The following is a 23,438-nucleotide window of genomic DNA, read 5'->3' as shown; positions in this document are numbered from 1 at the left end:
ATGATCATGCCGCGCCCCCGCGATCCGATCAACCCGCTTGCGAAATATCTTCCCAGCAGGTGAAAACCGCTTTGCGGACGCGGGCATACATATCGCCATGACTGGCCGTGCCGGGGTGTGCGCGCGCCTCGATATGGGCATAGGCGGCATCGAGCTGGGGCCGGTCGCGGAAACTGAGGATCGAAAACAGGGTATGATCCCGGCTGTCGTCGGTGTCCATCGGGGTGTCCGCGTGGCGGGCCCCCAGAGGTGAGGCAGAGGCGATGAGGCCCGCCTTTTCAAGGTCGGCCACGAAGGCGGCATAGGCCACCTGAAAATCGCTCATCGCCTCATCGTCCCCGAGGTCGAATGCGGAGAGCATGTGGATCATTGCCATAACCTCATATCACAGCCCCGATGCGCAACCCCTCAAGCACCGCCTCCTCGGCGGTGCGCGGGCTCAGGCAATCGCCAATCTCGTGCGTTTCTCCGCCCCACCCCGTCAACGCGCGCGCAAGCGTCGTCTCGGGCGCATGGCCCAACGCGGTGACAAGCGTGTCGGTGCCCTCCATCTCGACTGGCTCCCCGCTCAGAGTGTGCTGAAACCACGCGCTCTCGTCATCTGCACCGAACAGGCGCAGATGCGGCATGATCTCAACGCCAAGCCGATGCAGATCACCCAGCCATTTGTCCCGCACATATTGCGGGATCGCCTGCCCCGCCATTGGCCCGTTCACCGCAAGGCGCACATGGCATCCATCCCGCGCCAGCTTCTCGGCAAGGCCAAGTCCCACCCAGTCACAGCGCCAATCAGCAATCACGACGCGCGCACCGGTATTCGCCCCCTCAAGAACCTGCCACGCGTCAAGCACATGCGCCTCCTCCGCGCCATCAATGGCGGGTGCATAAGGGCGCGCGCCGGTGGCGATCACAACGGCATCGGGGGCCTCGGCCTCGATCATCTGGCGGGTAACGGGCGTGTTGAGGCACAAGGTCACGCCCGCCATGCCGAGTTCATGCGACAGGTTCGTGGTGAGACCGCCGAACTCGGCCCGGCCCGGCAAAAGCTGCGCGAGGTTCACCTGTCCGCCCAATCGCGCCGAAGCATCGCAAAGCGTCACCGCGTGACCCCGTTTGGCGGCGGTGATCGCGGCCTTCATACCGGCAGGGCCGCCCCCGGCGACCAGAACCCGCCGCGGCGTGGCGGCGGGAAGAAGCGTGCCATAGTCAAGCTCGCGCCCGGTTTCGGGCCGCTGAATACATGAAATCGGCGTCCCGTTCAGCATGTGACCGATGCAGGCCTGATTGCAGGCGATACAGGCGCGGATATCGTCAATCCGCCCGGCGCGCGCCTTCTCGGGCATCTCGGGGTCGGAAATAAGCGCACGGGTCATCCCGCACATGTCGGCCTGCCCGGATGAAAGCACGGTTTCGGCATCCTGCGGCTGATTTATGCGCCCCGCGACAAAGACCGGTAGCGCGACACGCGCCCGAATCGCCGCAGCCAGCGGCGCGGTATAGGCCACGTCATAGGCCATGGGCGGCACGATATGAGTAGACCCGGCAAGCCCCGCCGACGTGCCCGCCGCGACATTGAGGTAATCAAGCTGCCCGTCCTCGGCCAATGCCACAGCGATCTCGGCCATCTCGGGCTGCTCAAGGCCATGGTGGTCATTGTCCTCACCTGAAAGACGCATCCCGACGATCATCTCCTCGCCCGCGCCCGCGCGCACCGCGGCAATGACCTCACGCACAAAGCGCATCCGGTTTTCGGCGCTGCCGCCATAGCGATCCGCGCGCCGGTTGATGCGCGGGTTCAAAAACTGGCTGAGAAGATAGCCGTGCGAGGCCACCACCTCGACCCCGTCAAGACCGGCCTGTCGCATCCGCCCCGCCGCCGCGCCAAACCCCGCGACGATATCGGCGATCATGTCGGGGGTCATTTCGCGCGGCATGGTGTGAAACCGCTCATTCGGTATGGCCGAGGGCGCATAGGCCACCGCATGCGTGCCATCGGCGGCAAGGCCCATTTCCCGGCCCGGATGCGTGAGCTGTCCAAAAAGCTTGCAGCCATGCTCCTGCACCGCCTTGGCAAGGCGGGCATAGCCCGGAATGCACGCGTCGTCATAGGCGCGGATCGCCGGGCGGCCCGAGTCGCCCGAGGGATGCGCGCGCGCCGCCTCAAGGATGATCAGCCCGACCCCCCCGGCGGCGCGGGCCGCATGATAGGCCACCATCCGCTCGGTCGGCACACCATCGCTGAGCATGACCGTCATATGCCCGGTCGAAAATATACGGTTGCGTATGGTGTGATCCCGGATCGTCAGCGGCGCAAATAGATGGTCAAGCGCGGTCATTGCCCGTCGGCGTCCCTTTGGGCACGCTTCTCGGCCAACCCCTGCTTGCGCGCGTCGCAACTGCTGCACCCGGCGGCGGGCAGGTCTGTCGGCGCGGCGGCCTCGGGGCTGTCGGACAAGTGAAGATAGGCCCCACCGCCCGCCAACGCGGCAACCACCGCGCCCGTGATGGCCGCGATCCGGATCATGCCGTGCCTGTCTCCAGATACGTCCTGAGCGGTGCCGCGCTGTCCGCCTTGCCCGCCACCTCGTCATCCAGAAACCGGATGGCCGCCACCTCATGTGCAGTCAGCACCTTCAGCGCGGGCAAATCCTCGGCGGGTGCCATCGCTTCGAGACCTTCGAAATCGTCCATGAACTCCGGAAAATCCCGCTGCCATTCGGCGATAAGGGCCGCGTAGTCGGGTTTGAGTGCGCCAGCCTGTTTGCGCCCGTTGGCATGAAGCTCGTCCCTGTCGCGCGGGGTCAGGCCATGCTTTTGCAAAAGCGGCGCAACAGCGGCGGCGGCGCGGGTTTCCACATCCGCCATAAGCTGCATCTTCTCACGCTCCGCTTTGTCTTCAAGCCGCTCGGCAATGGCGGCAAAGAACGCCTCGCCCTCGATTTCTTCTTCGTAGTAAAGCTGAAGTGTATCCAGATAGTCGCGGCTGGGCTTCGGGTCTTCGGTCATCGCGGTCTCCTCAGGTCATCAGATGCGCACCCTCGGGCGTCTGGCCCACGTCGATACGATCATGTTTCAAAGGCTCGTCAAGGTCCGGTGTGGTTTCAAGCTCTTGGGCATAGCGGTGTCCGGCATAAACGGCGGCGGCGATGATCGCCGGTGCCTCACAATCCCCGATCCGCCTGAGGGTGAAAGGCAGCGCCGATACGTCCCCGCCGGCATGGTCCAGAAGATCGCGATAAAGGGCATTTTCGGGCGCGCGCTGTGTCACCATCACGACGCTGTCGGCGGGCTGCACCTTGGCCGCGCCGGAATACTGACAGGCAAGCCGCGCCTCCGCCCCGTCGAAACCGCTCAGCGCATGCGCCACCTCGATCCCAACCCCCATACTCATAAGCCGCGTGCGCACACGCCAGCGTTCCGTGGTCTTGCCCGCCCATTCCGACACCACGTCGGACGGGGTGACAAGCGTGACCTCATTACCGCGCGCGCGGATCACCTCGGCCAACGCGCCGCCCATGTAATACCCGTCCTCATCGTAAACGATCACGCGGCCCTCGGGCATGCGCCCTGCAAGGATGTCATCGGGGGTAAAAAGACGCTCGGCCGCCGCGCCTTGGGCCACCGGCACCCGGATCTCACCATCGAACCGATCGCTGAGCCAGCGCGCGCCCGTTGCGATAGCCACGTGATCGGCCCCCACCTCGAGCACTTCGGCTGCGCCCATCCGGCTGGCGCGGAATATCTCGACATTGACCATTTCGCGCATCTGCCCCTCGCGCCAGTCGCGGACGCGGGCATATTCCGAGAAGCCGGGCAATGCCGCCTCGCGCGTGACACGCCCGCCAAGGGTGTCGGTCGCCTCGGCCAGCATCACGTGATACCCGCGCTGCCCCAGCGCACGCGCCGCCTCAAGCCCGGCAGGCCCCGCGCCCACGATCAGCACGCTGCTGTCGCTCGTTTTGGGGGTGATCGTTTCGGGGTGCCAGCCTTTGCGCCATTCCTCGCCCATGGCCGGGTTCTGGGTGCAGCGGATCGGCGTGCCGATACTGTCACCCGAATAACAGATATTGCAGCCGATACATTCGCGGATATCCTCAAGGCGCCCTTCCTCGATCTTGTTCGGCAGAAAGGGATCGGCGATCGACGGGCGCGCCGCGCCGATGAAATCGGTGATGCCACGCCTGACCTGCCCCGCCATCGTATCGGGCGAGGTAAAGCGACCCACCGTGACAACCGGCTTGGTCGTTACCGATTTCACGAAATCCATATAGGGTTCGAGCGCCCCTTCCTGAACAAAGCGTGAAACACCCATCTCGACGCCATAATCGGCGATGTTGATATCCCAAAGATCAGGCAGTTCGGCCATCATCGCCAGCATGTCGCGACGTTCGCCATGGATCGGCACACCATCCTCGCCGATCTCCTCATCGGCGGCAAAGCGCACGGCGACGGCACAGCGGTCGCCCACGGCGTCCTTGGTCTCTTCGATCAGTTCACGGACAAGCCGCGTGCGGTTCTCAAGGCTTCCGCCATATTCATCGCTGCGCTGATTGACGCGCGGATGCAGGAAATTCGCCAGAAGATAGGTATGGGTAGCATAGACATAGACAATGTCGAAGCCGGCGTCGCGTGCCCGAAGCGCGGCCTTGCGATGCCAGTGGCGCAGGGCGCGGATGTCACTCTTGTCCATCGCGCGTATCTGAAACGGATGCCCCGCAAGATTGGGCATGTCAGCCACATCCATCGACACTTCCCGCGTGAGGATATTGGCCGACCGCGCGCCGCCATACCAAAGCTCGGCGGCGGCAAGCGCGCCATGCTCATGCACCTTTTCCGTCATCAGGGCATGGGCCCGGATATCGCTGTCATTCCAGAGCGAGGCCGATGGATGCGGCAGGTCATCCGAGGTCGGATGGATCGAGGTATATTCGGTCGAGACCACGCCCCAGCCGCCTTCGGCCTTCACACCGCGCATCGCGGCAAGGGTGCGGGGCCGCAGATACCCCATGCCGGTGCAATGCGGCACCTGATAGAACCGGTTTTTCGCCGTCACGGGGCCGATCTTCATCGGCTCGAACAGGATGTCATAGCGGGGGTCGCGCGTCATGTGGGGCCTCGGATCAATAATCGGCGGCAAGCGCCGGGATTTCACGCAGGAACGGCACCCCCTCGGCGGGCCCCTCTCCAAGCTCACGGGCATAACGGTGGCCCGACCAGACAGCGGCGGCGATTGTGCCGGGCGAAAGCGCGTCACCGATCCGGGTGGCCGAGAACGTGCCGCGCTCAGAGAGCGCCGACCATAGCGCCTCGTCGGGGCGGCGCATCGTGACCAGAACGACGCTCTCGCAGGACACGCGCGTTTCCGTCCCGGTATAGACACAGCTAAGCGTGACACCCCCGTCATGAATCTCGTCGACCGTATGCAGGGCGACGATCTTCACACCCATTTCCATCAACCGGGTCTGAATGCGGTCCTGCTCAAGCGTATTTTCAGTCCACTCCGACACGATGGCCGCAGGTGTGACAAGCGTGACCTCGGCACCGCCCTCACGCAGTCTCTCGGCAAGGATACCGCCCATATAATAGTGTTCGTCGTCAAAGATCACGACCGGCCCGCGCGGCTCGGTTCCGGCCATGATGTCATCGGGCGTCAGCACCTGCATGGCCGGGTCGGCTGAAATGGGTTTGGCATGGCTACGGCCCTCGCCGGTGGCCACCCAATGCGCCCCGGTGGCGATCGCGACGTGATCTGGCGCCAGCTCTTCGATCATCTCCGCGTCCACGTCGCTTTCAAGATAAAGGTTCACGTTCGGCATCTGGCTGATCTGGTAGTCGCGGTAATCCACCACCCGGAACCACGCGTTCAGCCCCGGCAGCGAGCGTTCACGCAGGAGCCTGCCACCCACCGCGCCGCCACGTTCGGCCAATGTCACCTCATAACCGCGCTGCCCGAGCGCGCGCGCAGCCTCAAGTCCGGCAGGGCCCGCGCCGACGATAAGAACGCTTTCGCTTGCATGGGCCTTGCCGATGCGTTCGGGATGCCAGCCGCGGCGCCATTCCTCGCCCATCGTCGGGTTCTGCGTGCAGCGCATGGGCATCGCCATGATGTCGCCCGACACGCAGATGTTGCAGCCGATACATTCGCGGATGTCTTCGATCCGGCCTTCCTCGATCTTGTTGGGCAGGAACGGGTCCGCGATCGACGGGCGCGCCGCCCCGATGAAATCCATGTGTTCCGACTTGATCAGTGAGACCATCTTGTCTGGTGACGTATAGCGCCCCACGCCCACCACGGGTTTCGACGTCACCTGCTTGACGAAGCGGGTATAGCTGTCCTGAAAGCCCTCATCGGCAAAGCGCGAGGTCTGGCTGTCATGCTCCCATGACGAGACGTTCACATCCCAAAGGTCCGGCAGGTCCGCCAGCATCTCGACCACGTCGCGGCCTTCGCTCTCGGCTTCGATCCCCGCAGGTCCGCTCAGTTCGTCCACGGCAAAGCGCATTGCGATGCCGCAGGTGTCGCCAACCGCCTCCTTGGTGTCGATCAACACCTCGCGCAGCAGGCGCACACGGTTTTCAAGGCTCCCGCCATACTCATCCGTACGGTGATTGCGCTCGCGCGACAGGAAATGCATGAGCGTGGTAAGCTGGTGGCCCGCGTAGACATAGATCACATCATATCCCGCGTCGCGCGCGCGCAACGCGGCGTCCACATGCATCCGGCGCATGGCGCGAATATCGGACTTGTCCATCGCGCGCACCTGAACCGGGTGATGATAATCGACAGGCCGCGCCGAGGGACCCCACGGCACTTCCCGGCTATAAAGGTTCGAAGTCGCACCACCGGGATGGGCAAGCTCGATCCCCGCAAGACTTCCGTAGTCGTGTACTTTCTCGGTCATCCGCGCGTGATAGGGTATGTCACGCTCATCCCACAGGCGGCCTTCGTTGTAAGGCGTGCTTTCGCCCGACACGTCGAAATCCACCTCCTCGGTGCAGATTACCGCCCAGCCGCCCTCGGCCTTGACCCGGCGCATCTCGGCCCATGATGTCGGGTGCTGCCGGCCCATGCCGTTGCAATGCGGCACCTGATAGAACCGGTTGCGCGCGGTGACCGGTCCTATTCGAACCGGCTCGAACAGGATGTCATAACGGGAATCTCGGGTCATGAACTGCCTTGCCTACAGGGGGTTGAACAGGCCGGCGCCACATCAGTGAAATGCTGTGGGAACACACCGGCAAGATAGCCCAGAACCCGCGCCTTCGCGGTTTCGGGCGGGTATTCGTCTGGATACATCAGGATGTTGAGACAGAACCCGTCATAAAGCCCCTCAAGCGTGTCGGCGACATTTTCGGGGCTGATACCTTCGTATCCACCTTCTTCGATGATCGAGGCACACATGGCGGTCACGATGTTCCACCGCTCCGGGTCCATCTCGCACATGATCTCACGGTAGGCACCGCGATACGCGGCCTCACCGTAAAAGGCGAACCAGACGGTCAGCTTGCGCCGGTTGCACACGATCGGTTCGAAATGCGCCTCGACCATGGCACGTAGACGGTCAGCGGCCCTGTTTCCGGCCTTTGCCACACGGCCCTGCCAATGCTCGCGGTATTCCAGCGCGAGATAGCGGAGGGTTTCCTCGAAGAGAGATTTCTTGGTCTTGAAATGAAAGTTCACAAGCCCGAGCGACAGGCCCGCAAGGCCCGTCACCGTGGTCATCGTGGTGCCGGGGATGCCGTGCCTGCTGATTGATTCGATCGTCGCATCAATCAGTTGCTGGCGCCGCACCTCGCGCGATGCGGTCCGGCCGACGGGTTTTTCCCCCGTTCCTTGATTGAGTGTCGCGTCCACCATCGTTCTGCTTTCATTCGTTCAATCCGGGCGTCACCTGCCCTTAATCCGTGGCCAGCACAACGACCGAGTCGTCGGTCCAGCTCAACCAGACATCCTCTGCGGTGTCATCGCTCGAGCTTTTGACACCCTTGTTCTGGGCGGACACCGCGATGGGTTTTCCCCCGCCCGCGACCTCGACAAAGAAATGACTGCGTTCTCCCAGATAGGCGGCATTGCCCACCCTGCCCTGCACGGCATTGGCGGGGTCGCCGCCGTTGGGCTTGGCCTCGCTCAACTGGAATTTCTCGGGGCGGATCGCGACCTGAACCGTATCTCCCTCCGCGAAATGCCGCTCGCCGCTGTTACCCCGCACGGTGCCAAGCCCCTCGGCCTCGACAACAAGATCGGGGCCCTTGGCCTCGCGCACCTTGGCTTCGAAGAAATTCATCGTTCCGATGAACGATGCCACCTCCCGGCTGCGGGGCCGCTCATAAAGGCCCGACGGCGTATCGAGTTGCAGCACCCGCCCCTCGCTCATCACCGCGATCCGGTCCGACAACGTCAGCGCCTCTTCCTGATCATGGGTGACAAAGACGAAGGTGATGCCCACCTGCCGTTGAAGCGCGCGCAGCTCAAGCTGCATCTGTTCGCGCAACTGTTTGTCGAGCGCGCCAAGCGGCTCGTCCAGCAACAGCACCTTGGGTTTCAGAATAAGCGCCCGCGCCAGCGCGATACGCTGCCGCTGACCCCCCGAAAGCTCGTTGGCCTTGCGATCACCATACTCGGGAAGCGCGATGAGGTTGAGCATCTCGTCGACCATCTCATAGCGTTTCGCCTTGCTCAGCTTCTGCTTGCGCAGACCGTAGGCAATGTTGTCGCGCACGTTGAGATGCGGGAAAATCGCATAGCTCTGAAACACCATGTTGACCGGGCGCCGGTGCGGAGGCACCGACGACATGGGCTGACCATCAATATAGATTTCGCCGTTGGTGGGGTTCTCGAACCCCGCCAGCATCCGCAGCAGCGTGGTCTTGCCACAGCCCGACGACCCCAGCAGCGAGAAGAACTCGCCATGGCCGATATCTATCGAAACGTCATCGATCGCCTGAAACTTGCCGAAATACTTGTCGACGTTCTGAATCGAGATGAAGGCTTGTTCGCTCATGGTATTAATCGCCTTTCTTGGCTGCGGCAAAAGCAGAGTCACGGTTGACCCATTGTCCCAGGAACACGATCACGAACGAGGCCGCGATGATCATCGACGCCAGCGCGAGGATCGAGGGGAATTCCTGCGGAAAGCGGAGCTGACCCCAGATATACATCGGCAGCGTCGGCTCGGTTCCGGTCAGGAAAAAGGCCATGATGAACTCGTCGAACGAGATGGTGAAGGTCAGCAGAAGACTGGCCAGAATGCCGGGGAACACCATCGGGAACGTCACCCGCCAAAAGGTCCACCACGCATTTTCGCCAAGGTCCGCCGAGGCCTCTTCGATGGACCCGTCAAACCCCTCGAACCGGGGTAGAAGCGTCGCGATCGAAAAAGGAAGACAGATGATCATGTGACCGATGGTGACGGTATAGAGGCTGAGCGGCACGCCAAGCTGGCTCAACAGAACCAAGAGCGCCACGCCAAAGATGATCCCCGGCACCACCAGCGGCAGCATGACAAACCCGACCATCGGCGCCTTGCCCGGCATCCGGTAGCGCGTGATCGCCTTGGCGGCAAAAACGCCAAGCCCGGTGGCACAGATCGCCGTGGCGACGCCAACCTTGACGCTGTTCATCAGCGCGTTCCACACCGGCTCACGGTGGAAAAGTTCTCCATACCATTTGAGCGTGAACTCATTGAGCGGAAAGCGCACATAGATCGAGTCGTTGAAGCTGAAGAGCGGCAGGAACATGACCGGCGCGTAAAGAAAGACCAGAAACAGGATCGCGTAAATCTGAAGCGGCCGGTTCGGTCGGTTGATGTAGGACTTGTTGCTCATAGGATGCGGTCCTTCACGATCTTGGTGGTTATCATGAATATCGCCGCGATCGCCGCGATGCACAGCATCAGGATGATGGCGAGTGTCGCCCCCATCGGCCAGTTGTTCACCGGCCCGAACTGAAGCTGGATGAGATTGCCGATCATCATGCCATCAGGCCCACCCAGAAGCGCGGGGGTGATGTAATCGCCCGTCGTCGGGATAAAGATCAGCAGGCTCGCCGCGATCACACCGGGAAGCGAAAGCGGAAAGGTCACGCGAAAGAACCGCGCCACTAGCCCGTCGCCCAGATCCGTCGCCGCCTCAAGCAGTGAACGGTCGATTTTTTCCAGCGAAACATAAAGCGGCAGGATGGCAAACGCGGCCCACGCGTGCGCCAGTGTGATGATCACGGCATTGGGGCTATAGAGCAGAAACTCCAGCGGCTGCTCGATGAGGTCCATCGACAACAGTGCCGAGTTGATCACCCCCTCATAGCCCAGCACCACCTTCCATGCGAAGACGCGCAGAAGATAGCTTGTCCAGAACGGGAGCGTCATCAGCACGATCCACATCATCTTGTTCCTGTGGACGTGGAAGGCGACATAATAGGCCATCGGATAGGACAGAACGACCGTCGCGATGGTCGCGAAGCCCGAAATCCACAAAGACCGGCCCAAAAGCGCCCCATAAAGCGGCTGGTTGTAGACCGCTTCGTAATTCTTGGTCGTGGGCGTGGTGTCAAAGCCAAAGCCCTGCGCGGTCCAGAGGCTCATGGTGATCAGGATGATGAACGGAATGACGATCCCGATCGTCAGGAACAGAAGCGTCGGGCTGATAAGGGTATAGCCCCGCGCGACCTCGCTGCGATGAAGCAGGCCCGAAAAGCCGCCGCGCGATGCGGGTTTCGGCTCGGGTCGCTCGACGGCGTCGGGTAAACTGGCTGGGGTATCGCTCATGGAGTCGCCTTTTGCTGGGTAAAGGGCGTCAGTGGCCGGGCGCGCACGCCACAACCGCACATACAAGGACCACATCCGGGCGACCCGCAAAGGGGCCGCCCGGACGTATCAGGCGTGGTATCAGAAGCCTGCCTTGATCTGTTCGAACATGGCGTTCATCTTCGATTCCCACTCCTGCGATTGTGGCTTTTGGAAGTGACCCGCGCTCAGGATTTCCGTGGGATTCTTGCTCAGGCCAAGCCCGGTCAGCGTCTCGGCATCGAACTCGTCAAACGTCTTGGCGTTCGAGTGGCCATAACCGTAATCACCGACAAGAAACTTGCCTGTCTCGACGCTCAGCATCGAATCGATCAGGTCATAAGCCTTGTCGACATTGGGCGCGTCCTTGTGGATCATCAGGCCACAAACCCAGGTCAGCGCGCCTTCCTTGGGCTGTGCGAACCGCACCGGCACACCTTCGCCTTGAAGGGCCACAGCCGAGGAGTTCCACGTCATCGCCGCGACCAGCTCGCCCGAGGCGAGCGCCTGTTCCAGAGTGGTGGTGTCGTCGGTATACATGCGAATAAGCGGACGTTGCTCGCGCATGACCGCGGCAATCTTCTCAAAGGCCTCGGGCGAATCGAGGTTGTCGAAATCGACCCCCGCCTTGATCGCGCCGACCCACCAAGCATCCGCTCCGGCACCGAGGCTGCCCAGCTTGTTCTTGTAGCGCTCATCCCAGAGCATGTCCCAGCTCTCTTCGCCCTCGACCTCGACAAGGTCGGTGCGATAGGTGATCGAGGTCTGACCCCAGTCGAACGGCACCATCCAGTTGCCGCCATCGGCGTCATTGCCCTCAAGCGCCAGAAGCTCGGGCATCACGTCGCCGCCATGGCTCAGGCGCGACATGTCGACAGGCTGAAACAGTCCGGACGCCGCCCAGCGCGGCACCGACTGGTTGCAGGGGTGCGACACGTCCACGACGAACCCGCCGCGCATCTTGGTCAGGGCCTCTTCGGACGCCCCGAAGATGGCGAAATCGGGATTGGTGTCACCATGCTTCTCGCGGTATTCGGCAAAGAATTCGGGGATATCATACCCGCCCCAGGTGAAATACGTCGCCTGATCGCCCTCTGCGGCGCGTGCGCCGCGTGATCCCATCGGCACCGTCGCCACCGCGACGCCCGCCGCCATGAGCGACCGGGTAAACGCGCGCCGGCTCATCTTGCCTTCGCGCATTGCTCCCAATTGATCCAGAACATCCATCTTAAATAACTCCCTGTTGTCTCGCCGGGTTTGCCCGGTGTCTGGGCCGTGACGCGGATCTCCGCACCAGCCCCCTGATCGTGCATTGACGGCGCACGTAACGCCATCAATTGAATATTCATTCAATTCGCTGTATACCCAAACTGTCAAGACTTCTTTTTGGGGTGGCGCCCGGCAGGTTGCGGGGCATCGGAGGCCCGAGACCACACAGTGGCTGAGCCAGCTTCCGGCACCTCGCCTAATGCGCGTGTCAGTCAATCCTTGAAGGAGCCAGCACCATGACCACCCCCTTCCCCGACCGCCGCTTTGTTCTCGCCGGGCTCGCGGCCCTGTCCGCACGCCCCGCTCTGAGCGCGGACACGCCCGCCTCTCCGGATGTCGTCGTGATCGGCGCGGGGATCGCCGGGCTTCAGGCGGCGCGCGCCCTGCGCGCGTCGGGCCGCTCCGTTACGGTGATCGAAGCGATGAACCGGATTGGCGGCCGCGCCTATACCGAAACCGCGATCATGGGCGCGCCCTATGATCACGGCTGTTCATGGATCAATGACGGCCCGAGCAACCCCTTCGTCGGCATGGCCCGGCGCGAAGGGGTCGATCTTCTGAATCATTCCGAGGCGGGAGAAGCCTATTTCGTGGGCGACACCCGCGCCACACCCGCCCAGATCGCCGCCTATGACCGCGGATACGGGACCGTCACCACCGCGCTCAACACCGCTGGCCGAGCCGGGCGCGATGTCCCGGCCGCCTCGGTCCTGCCCAAGGACGCGCGCGATACGGGCGCCACCCAAAGCTGGATCGGACCAATGGATTTCGGGGTCGATTTCACCGATCTCTCGACCCGCGACTGGTGGGAATCCGCCCCGGCCACGCCAAGCTACATGGTGCCCTCGGGGCTGGGCGCGCTCGTGGCGCGGCATTACCGCGACATTCCGGTCAAAACCGGCACCCGCGCCACGAAGGTAGATTATTCCGGCCCCGGCGTCCGGGCCGAAACAACAGCCGGACAGATCACCGCCAAGGCCGCCATCGTGACGGTTTCAACCGGTGTGCTCAACGCGGGCGGGCTGCGCTTTGCCCCTGACCTGCCGGATCCCACGCAAGCGGCCATCGGGAACCTGCCGATGGGCCTTCTGGCCAAGGTGGCCCTGCGGTTCCGCCCCGGATCACGCTTCGGTCTCGTGCCGAATCATTGGCTCACCTACCACGTTCCCGATGACATGCCTGCGCGCGCATCCTTCTTCATCACATGGCCTTTCGGCTATGATTACGTGGTGGGTTTCGTCGGCGGCAGCTTCGGATGGGACCTGTCACGCGCCGGGCAGGACGCGGCAGTGCGCTTTGTGCTTGATGAGTTTGTCCGCGTCGCAGGCTCAGAGGCGCGCAAGGCCTTCGTCACCGGGCACCTGACCGATTGGGCGCAAAACCCGGCAACACTGGGGGCCTATGCCGCCGCCCGACCGGGCCATTACGACGCGCGCGCCGCGTTGGCGCGCCCTGTGGCCGACCGCGTCTTCTTTGCGGGCGAAGCGATGGGCGGATCGCATGCCGCCTTGTGCAGTGGCGCGTTCAAAAGCGGCGACAAGGCGGCCCGCGCGGTTGACAAGGTGCTTGGATGAGGCGGCCGGTCACCCCGCTTGCCCGCGACGCGCTTATGATCGAAACGCCGCGCCTTTTGCTGCGGCCCTATATGTCCGAAGACCTTCCCCTTGCCATCAAAACGCTGACCGACCCCCGTGTCACCCGCTATGTATGCGACCCGATGACCCCCGAGGCGGTGGAGGAGCTCATGCCGCTCATCACTCGGAGGGGCGCAGGCGGACGGCTTGGCATGTGGGCCGCGGCGCGCAAGGACACCGGCGAAATGATCGGGGATGGGGTGCTCACGCCGCTGCCGGTCGAAGAGGAAGACACCGACTGGACCTCTCTCTTGCCGGACCGTTATCCCGACCACGAGATCGAACTGGGCTACATGCTTCTGCCGGATGCATGGGGCAAGGGGTTCGCCACCGAGATCTGTATGGCGCTCCTGCGCTTCGCATTCACGCAAACCGGTCTGCCCGAGGTGGTGGCCGTCACCGATCCCGAAAACACCGCGTCGCAACGGGTTCTTGTCAAGTCTGGCTTGCATCCCGAAGGCTCCCGCCGGGCCTATGCCGAGGATGTGCCGGGCTTCCGCATCACGCGGGACGGGTGGCTTGACCGGACAACGTGATAGAAATCTTCTAAAGCGTTTCGCGAAAAACCTGAATAACAGATTTTCGCGAAACGCAGTGCTACATCCAATCGTTGCCCGCGTTTCGCCTTTCGCTGATGTCTCAGGTTAAAGGCGAAACGCTTTAAAGAGTTCTATCCGCTTTCTTTTCAAGAAAGCGCCAAACCGACAGACGACAACGCAAAACGGGCCACCCCGGGGGGCGGCCCGCGCGCGCATCACGTGACGTGACGCTTACTTCTTGAGGTTGGTCCAGATCTGGTCATAAACTTCCTGCGTTTCCTGATCGCAGACCTCGATAAAGACGGTCTTGCCCGCGTCTTCCGGCGGGTTCGACTCTGGCAATGTCGCAAGCTCAGAGTCGAGATGCGGATCGACCCCGTCCACACCCGCGCTATAGCGGGCATAGTTGGTCACCGCCGCGATGTTCTCGGGTTCAAGGAGGAAATCCATGAACTTGAGCGCATTCTCCCGGTTGGGCGCATCCTTGAGCAGGACGACATTGTCCATCCACACGATGTAACCCTCTTTCGGGAAGGCATATTCCACATTCGCGCCCTCTTCGCGGGCCTTGGCGCCAAAGCCGTCATAGATCTGACCCACGGCCGCATCACCCGAAACCAGAACCTCCTTGGCGGTGTCGCTGTTAAAGGATGCCCAATGTTGCTTGGCCTCCTGCAACATCGCATTGAGCGCCTTGAGCTGTTCGCGATCGGTCGAGCATTGCGGGATGCCCATATGCAGGGACGCCATCGCAAGCACTTCGCCCTGACTGTCGAGCATGTTGATCTTGCCCGAAAGCTCTTCGGGCGGATTGAACAGGATATCGGTGGTGTTGATGTCGCCCTGATAGACGTCACGGTTCACCATGAACGAGGTCGACCCCCACTGATACGGGATCGAATGCGCGCGCCCCGGATCAAAGCTTGGGTCGGCCCAGTCTTCCTCGATATTGTCCTTGTTCTCAAGCTCGCCCTCTTCGATCGTGTCAAGCAGGCCTTCGTTGGCCATGATCTTGACCATGTAGTCGCCGGGCACGGCCACGTCATAGGTGCCGATGGCGCCCGCCTTGAGGGATGCGAGAAGCGATTCGTTCGAGTCGTAGGTGTCCATCGTCACCTCGACGTCATGCTCCTCGGCAAACTTGTCCAGAAGCTCTTGGGGGATGTATTCGAACCAGTGATAGATCACCAGCTCCCCTTCGGCCTGCGCCGCCGTCGCGCCAAGCGCGAGCGCCATGGCCGTGGCGGTTGTTCTGAGCGTGAGTTTCATGTCGTTTCCTCCTTGTTGGTGTGTGTGTCGCGTCTTGGGCCGTGTCAGCCAAGTTCGTCTTTCTTGCTCACGAAATACGAGATCGTGACCATCAGGATCGACACCCCCAGAAGCATGGTCGAGATGGCCATGATGTTGGGCTTGATCCCTTGTTTCACCGCGCCAAAGATCGCCGTGGGCAGGGTCTCGACGCCTGCGCCCTTGACGAAATTGGTGATGATGAAATCGTCAAGCGAGATAATGAAGGCCAGCAGGAACCCCGAGATGATCCCCGGCATCATCATCGGCAGCAGGATCTTGGTAAACGCCTGCCGCTTGGTCGCGTAAAGGTCCAGTGCGGCCTGTTCGAACGTGTCCTCGATCCCCTGCATCCGCGCCGCGATCGGCATATAGGCAAACGGGATGCAGAACGCGATATGCGCAACGAGGATCGTCAGGTATCCGCGCGTGAACCCGATCGAGTTGAAAAAGATGAGCGTGGCCACCGCCGTCACGATTTCGGGCACCATGAGCGGCATGCTGATCAGGCCGAGCGACAACATGCGCAGCCGGAACCGTCCGCCCCGGATGATCGACGTCGCCGCCAGCGTCGAAAGCGTGGTGGCCGTTCCCGCCGCGATGATCGCGATGGTGAAACTGTTCCACGCCGCGAGCTTGAATTTCTCGGATTCGGGCCCGGTGAACACGTCCACATACCAGCGCAGGCTGATCCCCTCCCAGTTGGTGATCGACTGGCTGTCATTGAAAGAATAGACCGTCACGATCACCAAAGGCGCGTAAAGGATCACGATACACAGGATCGTCATCGGCAGAAAGCCGGTGAACCGCTTGATGTCATAGCCGCGCCGCGCCATCAGTTCACCGCCTTCTGAGCGCGGGCCTGCTGCCGGGCAAAGATCACCAAGATGATCAGAACCGCCGTCAGCAGGATCATCGACGCCGCCGCCCCGAAGGGCCAATTGCCGGCATTGCCCTTGAACTGTTCCTCGATCAGCGAACCGATCATGAAGTTCTTTGCCCCACCCAGAAGGTCAGGCGCAAGAAACGACCCCAGAGAAGGCACAAAGACAAGGATGCACCCCGCGATCACCCCCGGCTTCACCGCCGGGATCAGGATACGGCGCAGCGTGACCCATTTGCTGGCGTAAAGGTCCGCCGCAGCCTCGCTCAGCGTGAAATTATACCGCTCCACGCTCGCATAGATCGGCAGCACCATGAACGGTAGGTAAGAATAGAAAAGCCCAAGCTGCACCGCGAAATTGGTGTTCACGATACGCAGCGGATCGTCGATGATACCCGTGGCCAGCAGCATATCGTTGAGCGGGCCGTTGTCCCGCAGCATGAACTTCATCGACACTGTCCGGATCAGCAGGTTCACCCAATAGGGGATCGTGATCAGAAACACCCAGACGGGGCGCACCCTCTCGGGGCGGGTGGCAATGAAATAGGCGGTGGGAAACCCGATCACGAGACTCAGGAGCGTCGCCGCCCCCGCCTGCCAGATCGACCGCCAGAAAATGTTGATATAGGTCCACTCGATCGAACAGGGCTCATCTCCGAAAAGACCCCTGCTGCAAAAGAACTGATCATAGGCGTCAAGGCTGAACTCCCAGATCACGCCGCCGCGGAATTCCTTCGTCAGGAAGGAATAGATCAGCATCATCAGCACCGGGATCAGCACCACGAAAATAAGCACTACCCACGATGGCGCCAGAAGCCAATAGCGCGCTTCCTTGTAGGTGTCGGACCGCGCCGACCCGCCGCTTGCAGCGCCCCCCGCCATCAGTCCACCAGGAGGCGCGCGGCCCCCCGCTCCATATTGATGAAGGCCGTGGTGCCCGGCTCGAAGATGCGCTTGTTGCCGCGATCCGAATTCGATGTTCGCACCGTCATCCTCGGCCCGTCCTCAAGGTCCACGATGGACTGAATGTCGGTGCCCACAAAGATGTTGTGCCGCACCGTGCCCTTGAGGCTTTCATCCGCCACCGGCGCATCCGAAAGATAAAGCCGCTCGGGCCGGACCGACAGATGCACATGTGCGCCCGCACCGACCCCTTCGGTCGCCTCACAACCAAGCGCGTGGCCCCCGCCCAGATGGCAAAGCGCGCGCGCGCCCTCAACCTTGTCGACGGTCACTTCAAGAAGGTTGGTCTCACCGATGAAATCGGCCACGAACATGTTGTGCGGCCGCTCATAGATGTCGCGCGCATCGCCCAGTTGCTGCAACGCGCCCGCCGACATGACCGCGACCCGGTCCGACATGGTCAGCGCCTCTTCCTGATCGTGGGTCACGAAGATGAAGGTGATGCCCGTCTCGCGCTGTATCTCCTTGAGCTCGAACCGCATCGTCTGCCGTAGCTTGAGGTCAAGCGCCGAAAGCGGCTCGTCCAGAAGCAGAACCTTGGGATTGGGGGCCAGCGCCCGCGCCAGCGCCACCCGCTGTTGCTGTCCACCCGAAAGTTGCGATGGCTTGCGGTTGGCGAACTGTGTGAGTTGAACCAGCTCAAGCATCTCCCCCGCCCGCTTGCGCGCCTCTGTCTTGGCGGTGCCCAACATCTCGAGTCCAAAACTCACATTTTCAAGCACGGTCATCAGCGGGAAAAGCGCATAGTTCTGAAAGACGGTGTTCACCGGGCGCTTGTTGGGCGGCAGAGATTCGATCTCGTCCCCGAAAAGGAAGATCCCGCCTTCGGTCACATCCTCGAACCCCGCGATCATCCGCAAAAGCGTGGTCTTGCCACAGCCCGACGGCCCCAGCAGGGTAAAGAACTCGTTGTCGCGTATAGCGAGCGATATTTCCTTGAGCGCCGTGAAATCGCCATAGCGTTTGACCGCATTTCGCACGTCGACCGCGATCGTCTGGTCGTCTGACACCTGTCTAACCCCTCCCTTTGGCACGGCATCGCATGGGGCCTCCAGCGATCCGGCAGCATTTGCACGGGTCCGAATGCGGCCCGAGGCTTCTCGATCTCCGCATCTCAGTCAACCCCAAGGACCAGTGCAATTTGTGCCGCCCAAGCGATGCGGCCTCCCTCGGGAAAGGATATCCACAGCGTCGGGGATGAAAAGTCGTGCTTGCATAATCAGTGATTAGGCGCTGGCTAATCCCGCCCATGTCTCGGCTTGGACAGGTCTTTGCACGACAGTGATGGACAGGCGCCCGTTCCGCTGCAACCATGAAGGCGTCCATTCCGATGGCTTTCGTCGCACGCAAAGGATCAGTCATGGCCGAAACACCCCGCGCAGCCGGTTTTCGTATGCCCGCCGAATGGGCGCCCCATGCGCGCACATGGATGATGTGGCCATCGCGCCCCGAAGTCTGGGACGACATGGAGGCCACGTGCCGCAACTATGCCGATGTCGCGCATGCCATCGCCACGTTCGAGCCGCTGACCATGCTCGTGCGGCCCGAGGACAGGACCGCGGCGCGGAACATGCTGGGATCGGATATCGCGCTTCTGGACTGCCCCATCGATGACAGCTGGGCGCGCGACGCGGGGCCCTGTTTCCTGACCGATGCGCATGGCGCGCGCGCAGGCGCTGTGTTCCGCTTCAATGCATGGGGCGGCAAATACGATCCCTATGATGGCGATGACGCCGCCGCCGACGCGATCCTTTCGTCCGCCAAGGTGCCCGCGTTCCACTCCGGCCTCGTGGCCGAGGGTGGCGGCATCGCGGTTGACGGCCAAGGGACGATCCTCACCACCGAAAGCTGTTTTCCAAACGCCAACCGCAATCCCGGCTGGACCCGTGACGCGATCGAGGCGGAACTCAAGGAAATGCTCGGCGGCGAAAAGGTGATCTGGCTGCCCGGCAATGTCCTTGAAACCGAGACGGATGGCCATGTCGACGGCATCGCAGCCTTCGCCGCACCGGGTGTCGTCATGGTCGAAACCCTGCCGCCGGACGCCGGCGACTGGTATGAGATCGCCCAAGCCAATATAGACGCGCTCAGGGGGCAGACCGACGCGCAGGGGCGCGAAATCACGCTCGTCATGATCCCCGAGGCATCGGATGCCGACACCGGCGGCCATGATGATCGCTTCTGCCGCAGCTATGTCAATTCCTACATCTGCAACGACGCGGTGATCATGCCACAGTATGACCTCCCCGAGGATGGCATCGTGCGCGAGATATTTCAGGATCTTTTCCCCTCCCGGCGCATCGTGCCCGTGGCCATCCCAGCCATCGCCATCGGCGGCGGCGGCATTCACTGCATCACCCAGCAGGAACCGGCGGTCTGATGGGGCGGTCCGGGCGACGCCGGGGATGAACCTCATGAAAATCGGCCCCGGTTTTTTCACGGCTTTTAGATCAGCATTCCTGCCTCATATCCTTTGATCCGGGGCGCTCGCCGCGTTAACTCCGGCCTTTTCCCGGCACCGCACCGACGTGATACCGACGTGAATACCGACGTGAATGCCGACACGGTAAAACCGGCCCGAAACCCTTGTTAACCTCGGGTTCCGCGCCTGATTCTCCGACGCGATCACGCAACACCGCGCGCGGCGGCCTTAACCTTTCGTCAAGAATTGAACAGCTCGCGCCTGGCTCAGCTTTCGCGTCGCGGCAACCGGTCGCGCACCAGCGCATGCCAGAACCGCGCCCCGATGGGCAGGATCGCGTCGTTGAAATCATAATCCGGCGCATGAAGCGGCTGACCATGAGGGCCGCTCTCGCCGTTGCCCAGCAACAGGAAACATCCCGGCACCGCCGCGCTGAACTGTGCGAAATCCTCGGAAAAGCTCATGGGCGCGCGGTCCGGGATCGTCTCAAGCCCAGTGGCGCGGGCCGCGCGCACGACCGCCTCGGTCGGGCTAGGTGCATTGATCGCCTCGACAAACGCCGCTTCGAACTTGAACGCCACGCCCGCGCCATGGGCGCTGGCAACGCCCTCGATGATTTGCCGCATGAAGCGTTCTACCGCGTCACGATCTTGGGGCTGGCGCGCGCGCACGTCGCCTTTGAGGGTCGCACGGCCCGGCAGGACATTGCGCGCGCCATCGGTTTCGATCTCGGTCACGGACACGACGACACCTGCCCCCGGCGCCATCTTGCGCGCCACAACAGTCTGAAGTGACAGGACAATTTCGGAGGCAACGGTGATCGCGTCCACCCCCGCCTGCGGCATCGAGGCATGGCCGCCCTGTCCCTCGATCGCAATTTCGAAAAGGCTTTCCGAGTTGCATATCTGCCCCACGCGGGTCGAGATTTGCCCAACCGGAGCCCCCGGCAGGTTGTGGATCGCATAGACCTCGTCGATGGGAAACCGGTCAAGCACACCCTCGTCGATCATCGCCTTGGCGCCCAATCCGTGCTCTTCGTTCGGCTGAAAGAAAAAGACCACGGTGCCGTCGAAATCCCGCGCCTCGGTTAGCCGTTCGGCGGCCCCCAGAAGCATCGTCATATGCCCATCATGCCCGCAGGCATGCATTTTTCCCGGTGTCCCGCTTGGATAGTCATGGGTGCTGACTTCATGGATCGGCAGCGCGTCCATATCCGCGCGGAGCCCGATCGCGCGGTTGCCCTGCCCGGCGCGCAGAACCCCGACCACGCCCACACCACTGTCATGCACTTCGACCCCGACCGCACGAAGACGTTCGGCAACACGCTCGCGGGTGCGCCACTCCTCGAATCCCAGTTCGGGATCGCGATGAAACGCCCGCCGCAGAGCCGTCAGCCTGTTGTCGAAATCCGAAATCGGCCACGCCCCCTATAGTTATCCGAGCCCGCAAACACGCCTTAAAACGTATAGCTTACCCCGTTCTGCCCGCTCGTTTCTCCGGTTTCAAGCCACGGCTCGGCGCCCACATCGTCCAGCAATCGCAGCACCTCGGACCGCCAGGCATCGCGCATTTTTTGCGCAAGGACGGACACGGGCCTGTGGCGCGACGAGATGATCGCGTATCTATATCTGAGCGGCCCGGCCAGCGCCTTTATGCACAGGCCCTCCATGGCCGGCTCAATGCGGGTCACATGCGCCACGGTCAAAGGGTCGATGATCGCGCAACATTGTCCCGCCAGAACAAATTGCAGGAGCGGCAGGAAGGTCTGACTCTCCACCATCGCGCGGAACCGCAGCCCCTGTGCGTTGAACGCGGCAAGCACGTCGCGCTGATGGACATGCGTGGCATAGAGCGACCCCATCGGCACATCGTCGAGATCGGCAAGATGCACGTCGCCGCGGTCCGCCAGCGGATGCGCCTCGGGTATCGCCACAAAGCAACGTCCGGTCACGATCTCGGCGCGATAGAGGTTGCCCGCGTCCGGATCATCCAGCGCATCGGCAAAGGCGAAATCAATGCTCTGCGCCCGCGCCAACTCGATGATCTGCGCCGAACTTCGCGCCGAGAGAGAGACGGTGATACCAGTGTCCTGACCGATTTCACGCGCAACGAATTGTGGGAATAGCATCGAGACCGGGCCGGGCATCGCCGCGATGCTGAGCGTGCCAACGCGCGCCTCCTTGAGGCTGCGCATCGTGTGCCGCACCCGCGACATCTGAGCCAGAAGCGTGTTGGCCTCGGACAACAGGTAATGCGCCTCGGGCACCGGCACCAGCTTGCGCCCTTCCCTGCGGAAAAGCTGAAACCCGAGCTGCTCTTCAAGCGCCTTGATCGCGGCGCTGACAGCAGGCTGACTCCGGCCAAGTTTGCTCGCCGCATCCGAAAGCGAGGCGGAGGTCATGGTCGCCTGAAAGGCTGTGAGCTGAGACAGGTTCATTCCGCGATGTATAACCTAAATCTATCGAAACAAAAGATATTCAAGTTTGCAATTAAGCGGCCCTGCGCTACCGTGACGTCGATGAGACTTCGACGACTCGTGACAATTGTCACTTAACTGGGAGGAAAAAATGAAATTATTCTCTACCTTTGCAGGCACGGCCCTTGCGGTCGCGCTCACGGCGGGGACAGCGGTCGCGCAGGATCCGACCTTCTTCCGCATCGGCACAGGAAGCGCGGGCGGAACCTATTTCCCGATCGGCGGCACCATTGCCAACGGCATCTCGTCGCCCCCGGGCTCGCGCCCATGCGACGAAGGCGGCCAATGCGGTGTGCCCGGCCTGATCGCCATCGCGCAATCCACCACGGCTTCGGTCTTTAACAACACTGCCGTGCAGAACGGCGAACTCGAAGCGGGTCTGGCGGCGGCGGATGTCACCCGCTCGATGTATCTCGGCGAAGGCAAGTTCGACGGCAAGCCGCATGAGAAACTGCGCATCGTCGCCAACCTTTACCCCGAGGATCTGCATCTCGTACTGCCCGAAGGCGAATCGATCAAGAGCCTTGCCGACCTCAAGGGCAAGCGCGTCGGTATTGCTCAGGCCGGTTCGGGCACGCAGGTCGCCGTGCTTCAGATGCTTGAGAAATGGGGCGTCAACCGTGACAACATGGACGAGGCCGAACTGAACAACAGCCAATCCGCCGAGCGGCTGGCCGACGGTCAGCTTGACGCCTATTTCTATGCGGCGGGCTGGCCCGTCTCCGCGATGGTTCAGTTGTCCACGACCAAAGGCATGGAGCTTCACAGCTTCTCGGATGAGGCCCTCAAGAAGATCAACGACGCGGTCCCGGCCTATATCCCGTCCTCGATCCCCGCAGGGGTCTATGAAGGCGTGGACTACGAGGTCCAGACACCTGCCGTCTCGGCCCTGCTGATCGTGTCTTCGGACCTTAGTGAAGAACTCGTCTATGGCATCACCAAGGCGCTGTGGAACGACAACACCCGCAACCTTCTGGACAATGGCCATGCCAAGGGCAAGCAAATCACGGCCGAGACCGCGCTTGACGGCGTGGGTTCGCTTGGCGTGCCGCTGCATCCCGGTGCCGAGAAGTTCTACAAAGAAGCGGGCCTGATGGAGTGATCCACTCCGCCTGAGGCACAAGTCCGGGCGGCGCGTGACATGCGCGCCGCCCTTTTTCCGACCAACACACGTGAGAGTATCG

At 62.2% G+C, this 23,438-nt stretch carries 21 protein-coding genes; 4 read left to right on the top strand and 17 right to left on the bottom strand.

Annotation, left to right across the window (positions count from 1 at the left end; genetic code table 11):
* Window positions 1-28: 28 nt before the first annotated feature.
* From V8359_RS15885 to V8359_RS15835, 11 genes are all read right to left on the bottom strand, one after another.
* Entirely contained in the window at window positions 29-370 is a 342-nt protein-coding gene (locus V8359_RS15885) for a hypothetical protein (protein ID WP_336430047.1), read from the bottom strand.
* A 10-nt stretch (window positions 371-380) separates the two neighbouring features.
* The gene (locus tag V8359_RS15880) at window positions 381-2,336 is read right to left on the bottom strand and encodes an oxidoreductase (RefSeq protein WP_336430046.1); all 1,956 of its coding nucleotides are present in this window, start codon (window positions 2,334-2,336) and stop codon (window positions 381-383) included.
* The gene (locus V8359_RS15875; protein WP_336430045.1) at window positions 2,333-2,524 is read right to left on the bottom strand and encodes a hypothetical protein; all 192 of its coding nucleotides are present in this window, start codon (window positions 2,522-2,524) and stop codon (window positions 2,333-2,335) included. The genes V8359_RS15880 and V8359_RS15875 overlap by 4 nt, the downstream gene beginning before the upstream one ends.
* Window positions 2,521-3,006, bottom strand: coding sequence for a hypothetical protein (locus V8359_RS15870; protein WP_336430044.1), 486 nt, complete (start codon window positions 3,004-3,006; stop codon window positions 2,521-2,523). Before V8359_RS15870 ends, V8359_RS15875 begins: the two co-directional genes overlap by 4 nt.
* A 10-nt stretch (window positions 3,007-3,016) precedes the next feature.
* On the bottom strand, window positions 3,017-5,107 hold the full coding sequence (locus V8359_RS15865) for an oxidoreductase (protein ID WP_336430043.1): 2,091 nt from the start codon (window positions 5,105-5,107) through the stop codon (window positions 3,017-3,019).
* A 13-nt stretch (window positions 5,108-5,120) separates the two neighbouring features.
* Window positions 5,121-7,169, bottom strand: coding sequence for an oxidoreductase (locus V8359_RS15860; protein ID WP_336430042.1), 2,049 nt, complete (start codon window positions 7,167-7,169; stop codon window positions 5,121-5,123).
* Complete coding sequence (locus V8359_RS15855; RefSeq protein ID WP_336430041.1) at window positions 7,166-7,858, bottom strand: TetR/AcrR family transcriptional regulator; 693 nt, start codon at window positions 7,856-7,858, stop codon at window positions 7,166-7,168. Before V8359_RS15855 ends, V8359_RS15860 begins: the two co-directional genes overlap by 4 nt.
* A gap of 40 nt (window positions 7,859-7,898) precedes the next feature.
* Window positions 7,899-9,002 (bottom strand): ABC transporter ATP-binding protein, encoded by a 1,104-nt coding sequence (locus V8359_RS15850; RefSeq protein WP_336430040.1) that lies wholly within the window; start codon window positions 9,000-9,002, stop codon window positions 7,899-7,901.
* A gap of 4 nt (window positions 9,003-9,006) precedes the next feature.
* Window positions 9,007-9,825, bottom strand: coding sequence for an ABC transporter permease (locus V8359_RS15845; protein ID WP_336430039.1), 819 nt, complete (start codon window positions 9,823-9,825; stop codon window positions 9,007-9,009).
* Window positions 9,822-10,763, bottom strand: coding sequence for an ABC transporter permease (locus V8359_RS15840; RefSeq protein WP_336430038.1), 942 nt, complete (start codon window positions 10,761-10,763; stop codon window positions 9,822-9,824). Before V8359_RS15840 ends, V8359_RS15845 begins: the two co-directional genes overlap by 4 nt.
* A 120-nt stretch (window positions 10,764-10,883) precedes the next feature.
* On the bottom strand, window positions 10,884-12,008 hold the full coding sequence (locus V8359_RS15835; RefSeq protein WP_336430037.1) for an ABC transporter substrate-binding protein: 1,125 nt from the start codon (window positions 12,006-12,008) through the stop codon (window positions 10,884-10,886).
* 278 nt (window positions 12,009-12,286) lie between these two features.
* On the opposite strand from V8359_RS15835, the gene V8359_RS15830 reads away from it, so the two are divergent.
* On the top strand, window positions 12,287-13,624 hold the full coding sequence (locus V8359_RS15830; RefSeq protein WP_336430036.1) for a flavin monoamine oxidase family protein: 1,338 nt from the start codon (window positions 12,287-12,289) through the stop codon (window positions 13,622-13,624).
* Window positions 13,621-14,220: a GNAT family N-acetyltransferase gene (locus tag V8359_RS15825; protein ID WP_336430035.1), complete on the top strand. Its 600-nt coding sequence runs from the start codon at window positions 13,621-13,623 to the stop codon at window positions 14,218-14,220. The genes V8359_RS15830 and V8359_RS15825 overlap by 4 nt, the downstream gene beginning before the upstream one ends.
* A 234-nt stretch (window positions 14,221-14,454) precedes the next feature.
* Here the strand turns inward: V8359_RS15825 and V8359_RS15820 are convergent, their stop codons facing one another.
* Genes V8359_RS15820 through V8359_RS15805 form a run of 4 tightly spaced genes read right to left on the bottom strand, consistent with a single transcriptional unit; the run spans window position 14,455 to window position 18,366 of the window.
* Window positions 14,455-15,492, bottom strand: coding sequence for an extracellular solute-binding protein (locus V8359_RS15820; RefSeq protein WP_336430034.1), 1,038 nt, complete (start codon window positions 15,490-15,492; stop codon window positions 14,455-14,457).
* Between the two features lie 44 nt (window positions 15,493-15,536).
* The gene (locus V8359_RS15815) at window positions 15,537-16,346 is read right to left on the bottom strand and encodes an ABC transporter permease (RefSeq protein ID WP_336430032.1); all 810 of its coding nucleotides are present in this window, start codon (window positions 16,344-16,346) and stop codon (window positions 15,537-15,539) included.
* Complete coding sequence (locus V8359_RS15810; RefSeq protein WP_336430031.1) at window positions 16,346-17,275, bottom strand: ABC transporter permease; 930 nt, start codon at window positions 17,273-17,275, stop codon at window positions 16,346-16,348. Before V8359_RS15810 ends, V8359_RS15815 begins: the two co-directional genes overlap by 1 nt.
* On the bottom strand, window positions 17,275-18,366 hold the full coding sequence (locus tag V8359_RS15805; RefSeq protein WP_336430030.1) for an ABC transporter ATP-binding protein: 1,092 nt from the start codon (window positions 18,364-18,366) through the stop codon (window positions 17,275-17,277). Before V8359_RS15805 ends, V8359_RS15810 begins: the two co-directional genes overlap by 1 nt.
* Before the next feature lie 350 nt (window positions 18,367-18,716).
* On the opposite strand from V8359_RS15805, the gene V8359_RS15800 reads away from it, so the two are divergent.
* The gene (locus tag V8359_RS15800; protein ID WP_336430029.1) at window positions 18,717-19,736 is read left to right on the top strand and encodes an agmatine deiminase family protein; all 1,020 of its coding nucleotides are present in this window, start codon (window positions 18,717-18,719) and stop codon (window positions 19,734-19,736) included.
* 308 nt (window positions 19,737-20,044) lie between these two features.
* On the opposite strand, the gene V8359_RS15795 is transcribed toward V8359_RS15800, so the two are convergent.
* Together V8359_RS15795 and V8359_RS15790 are read right to left on the bottom strand one after the other, a co-directional pair.
* Window positions 20,045-21,193, bottom strand: coding sequence for an amidohydrolase (locus V8359_RS15795; RefSeq protein WP_336430164.1), 1,149 nt, complete (start codon window positions 21,191-21,193; stop codon window positions 20,045-20,047).
* Between the two features lie 41 nt (window positions 21,194-21,234).
* Window positions 21,235-22,215: a LysR family transcriptional regulator gene (locus tag V8359_RS15790; protein ID WP_336430028.1), complete on the bottom strand. Its 981-nt coding sequence runs from the start codon at window positions 22,213-22,215 to the stop codon at window positions 21,235-21,237.
* Window positions 22,216-22,345: 130 nt separating this feature from the next.
* On the opposite strand from V8359_RS15790, the gene V8359_RS15785 reads away from it, so the two are divergent.
* A complete protein-coding gene (locus V8359_RS15785; protein WP_336430027.1) occupies window positions 22,346-23,356 on the top strand; it encodes a TAXI family TRAP transporter solute-binding subunit in 1,011 nt (336 codons plus the stop codon).
* Window positions 23,357-23,438 lie beyond the last annotated feature (82 nt).

It is taken from the genome of Roseovarius sp. E0-M6 (assembly GCF_037083845.1).
GTDB lineage: Bacteria > Pseudomonadota > Alphaproteobacteria > Rhodobacterales > Rhodobacteraceae > Roseovarius.
This window is presented reverse-complemented; position numbering and strand designations above follow the sequence as displayed.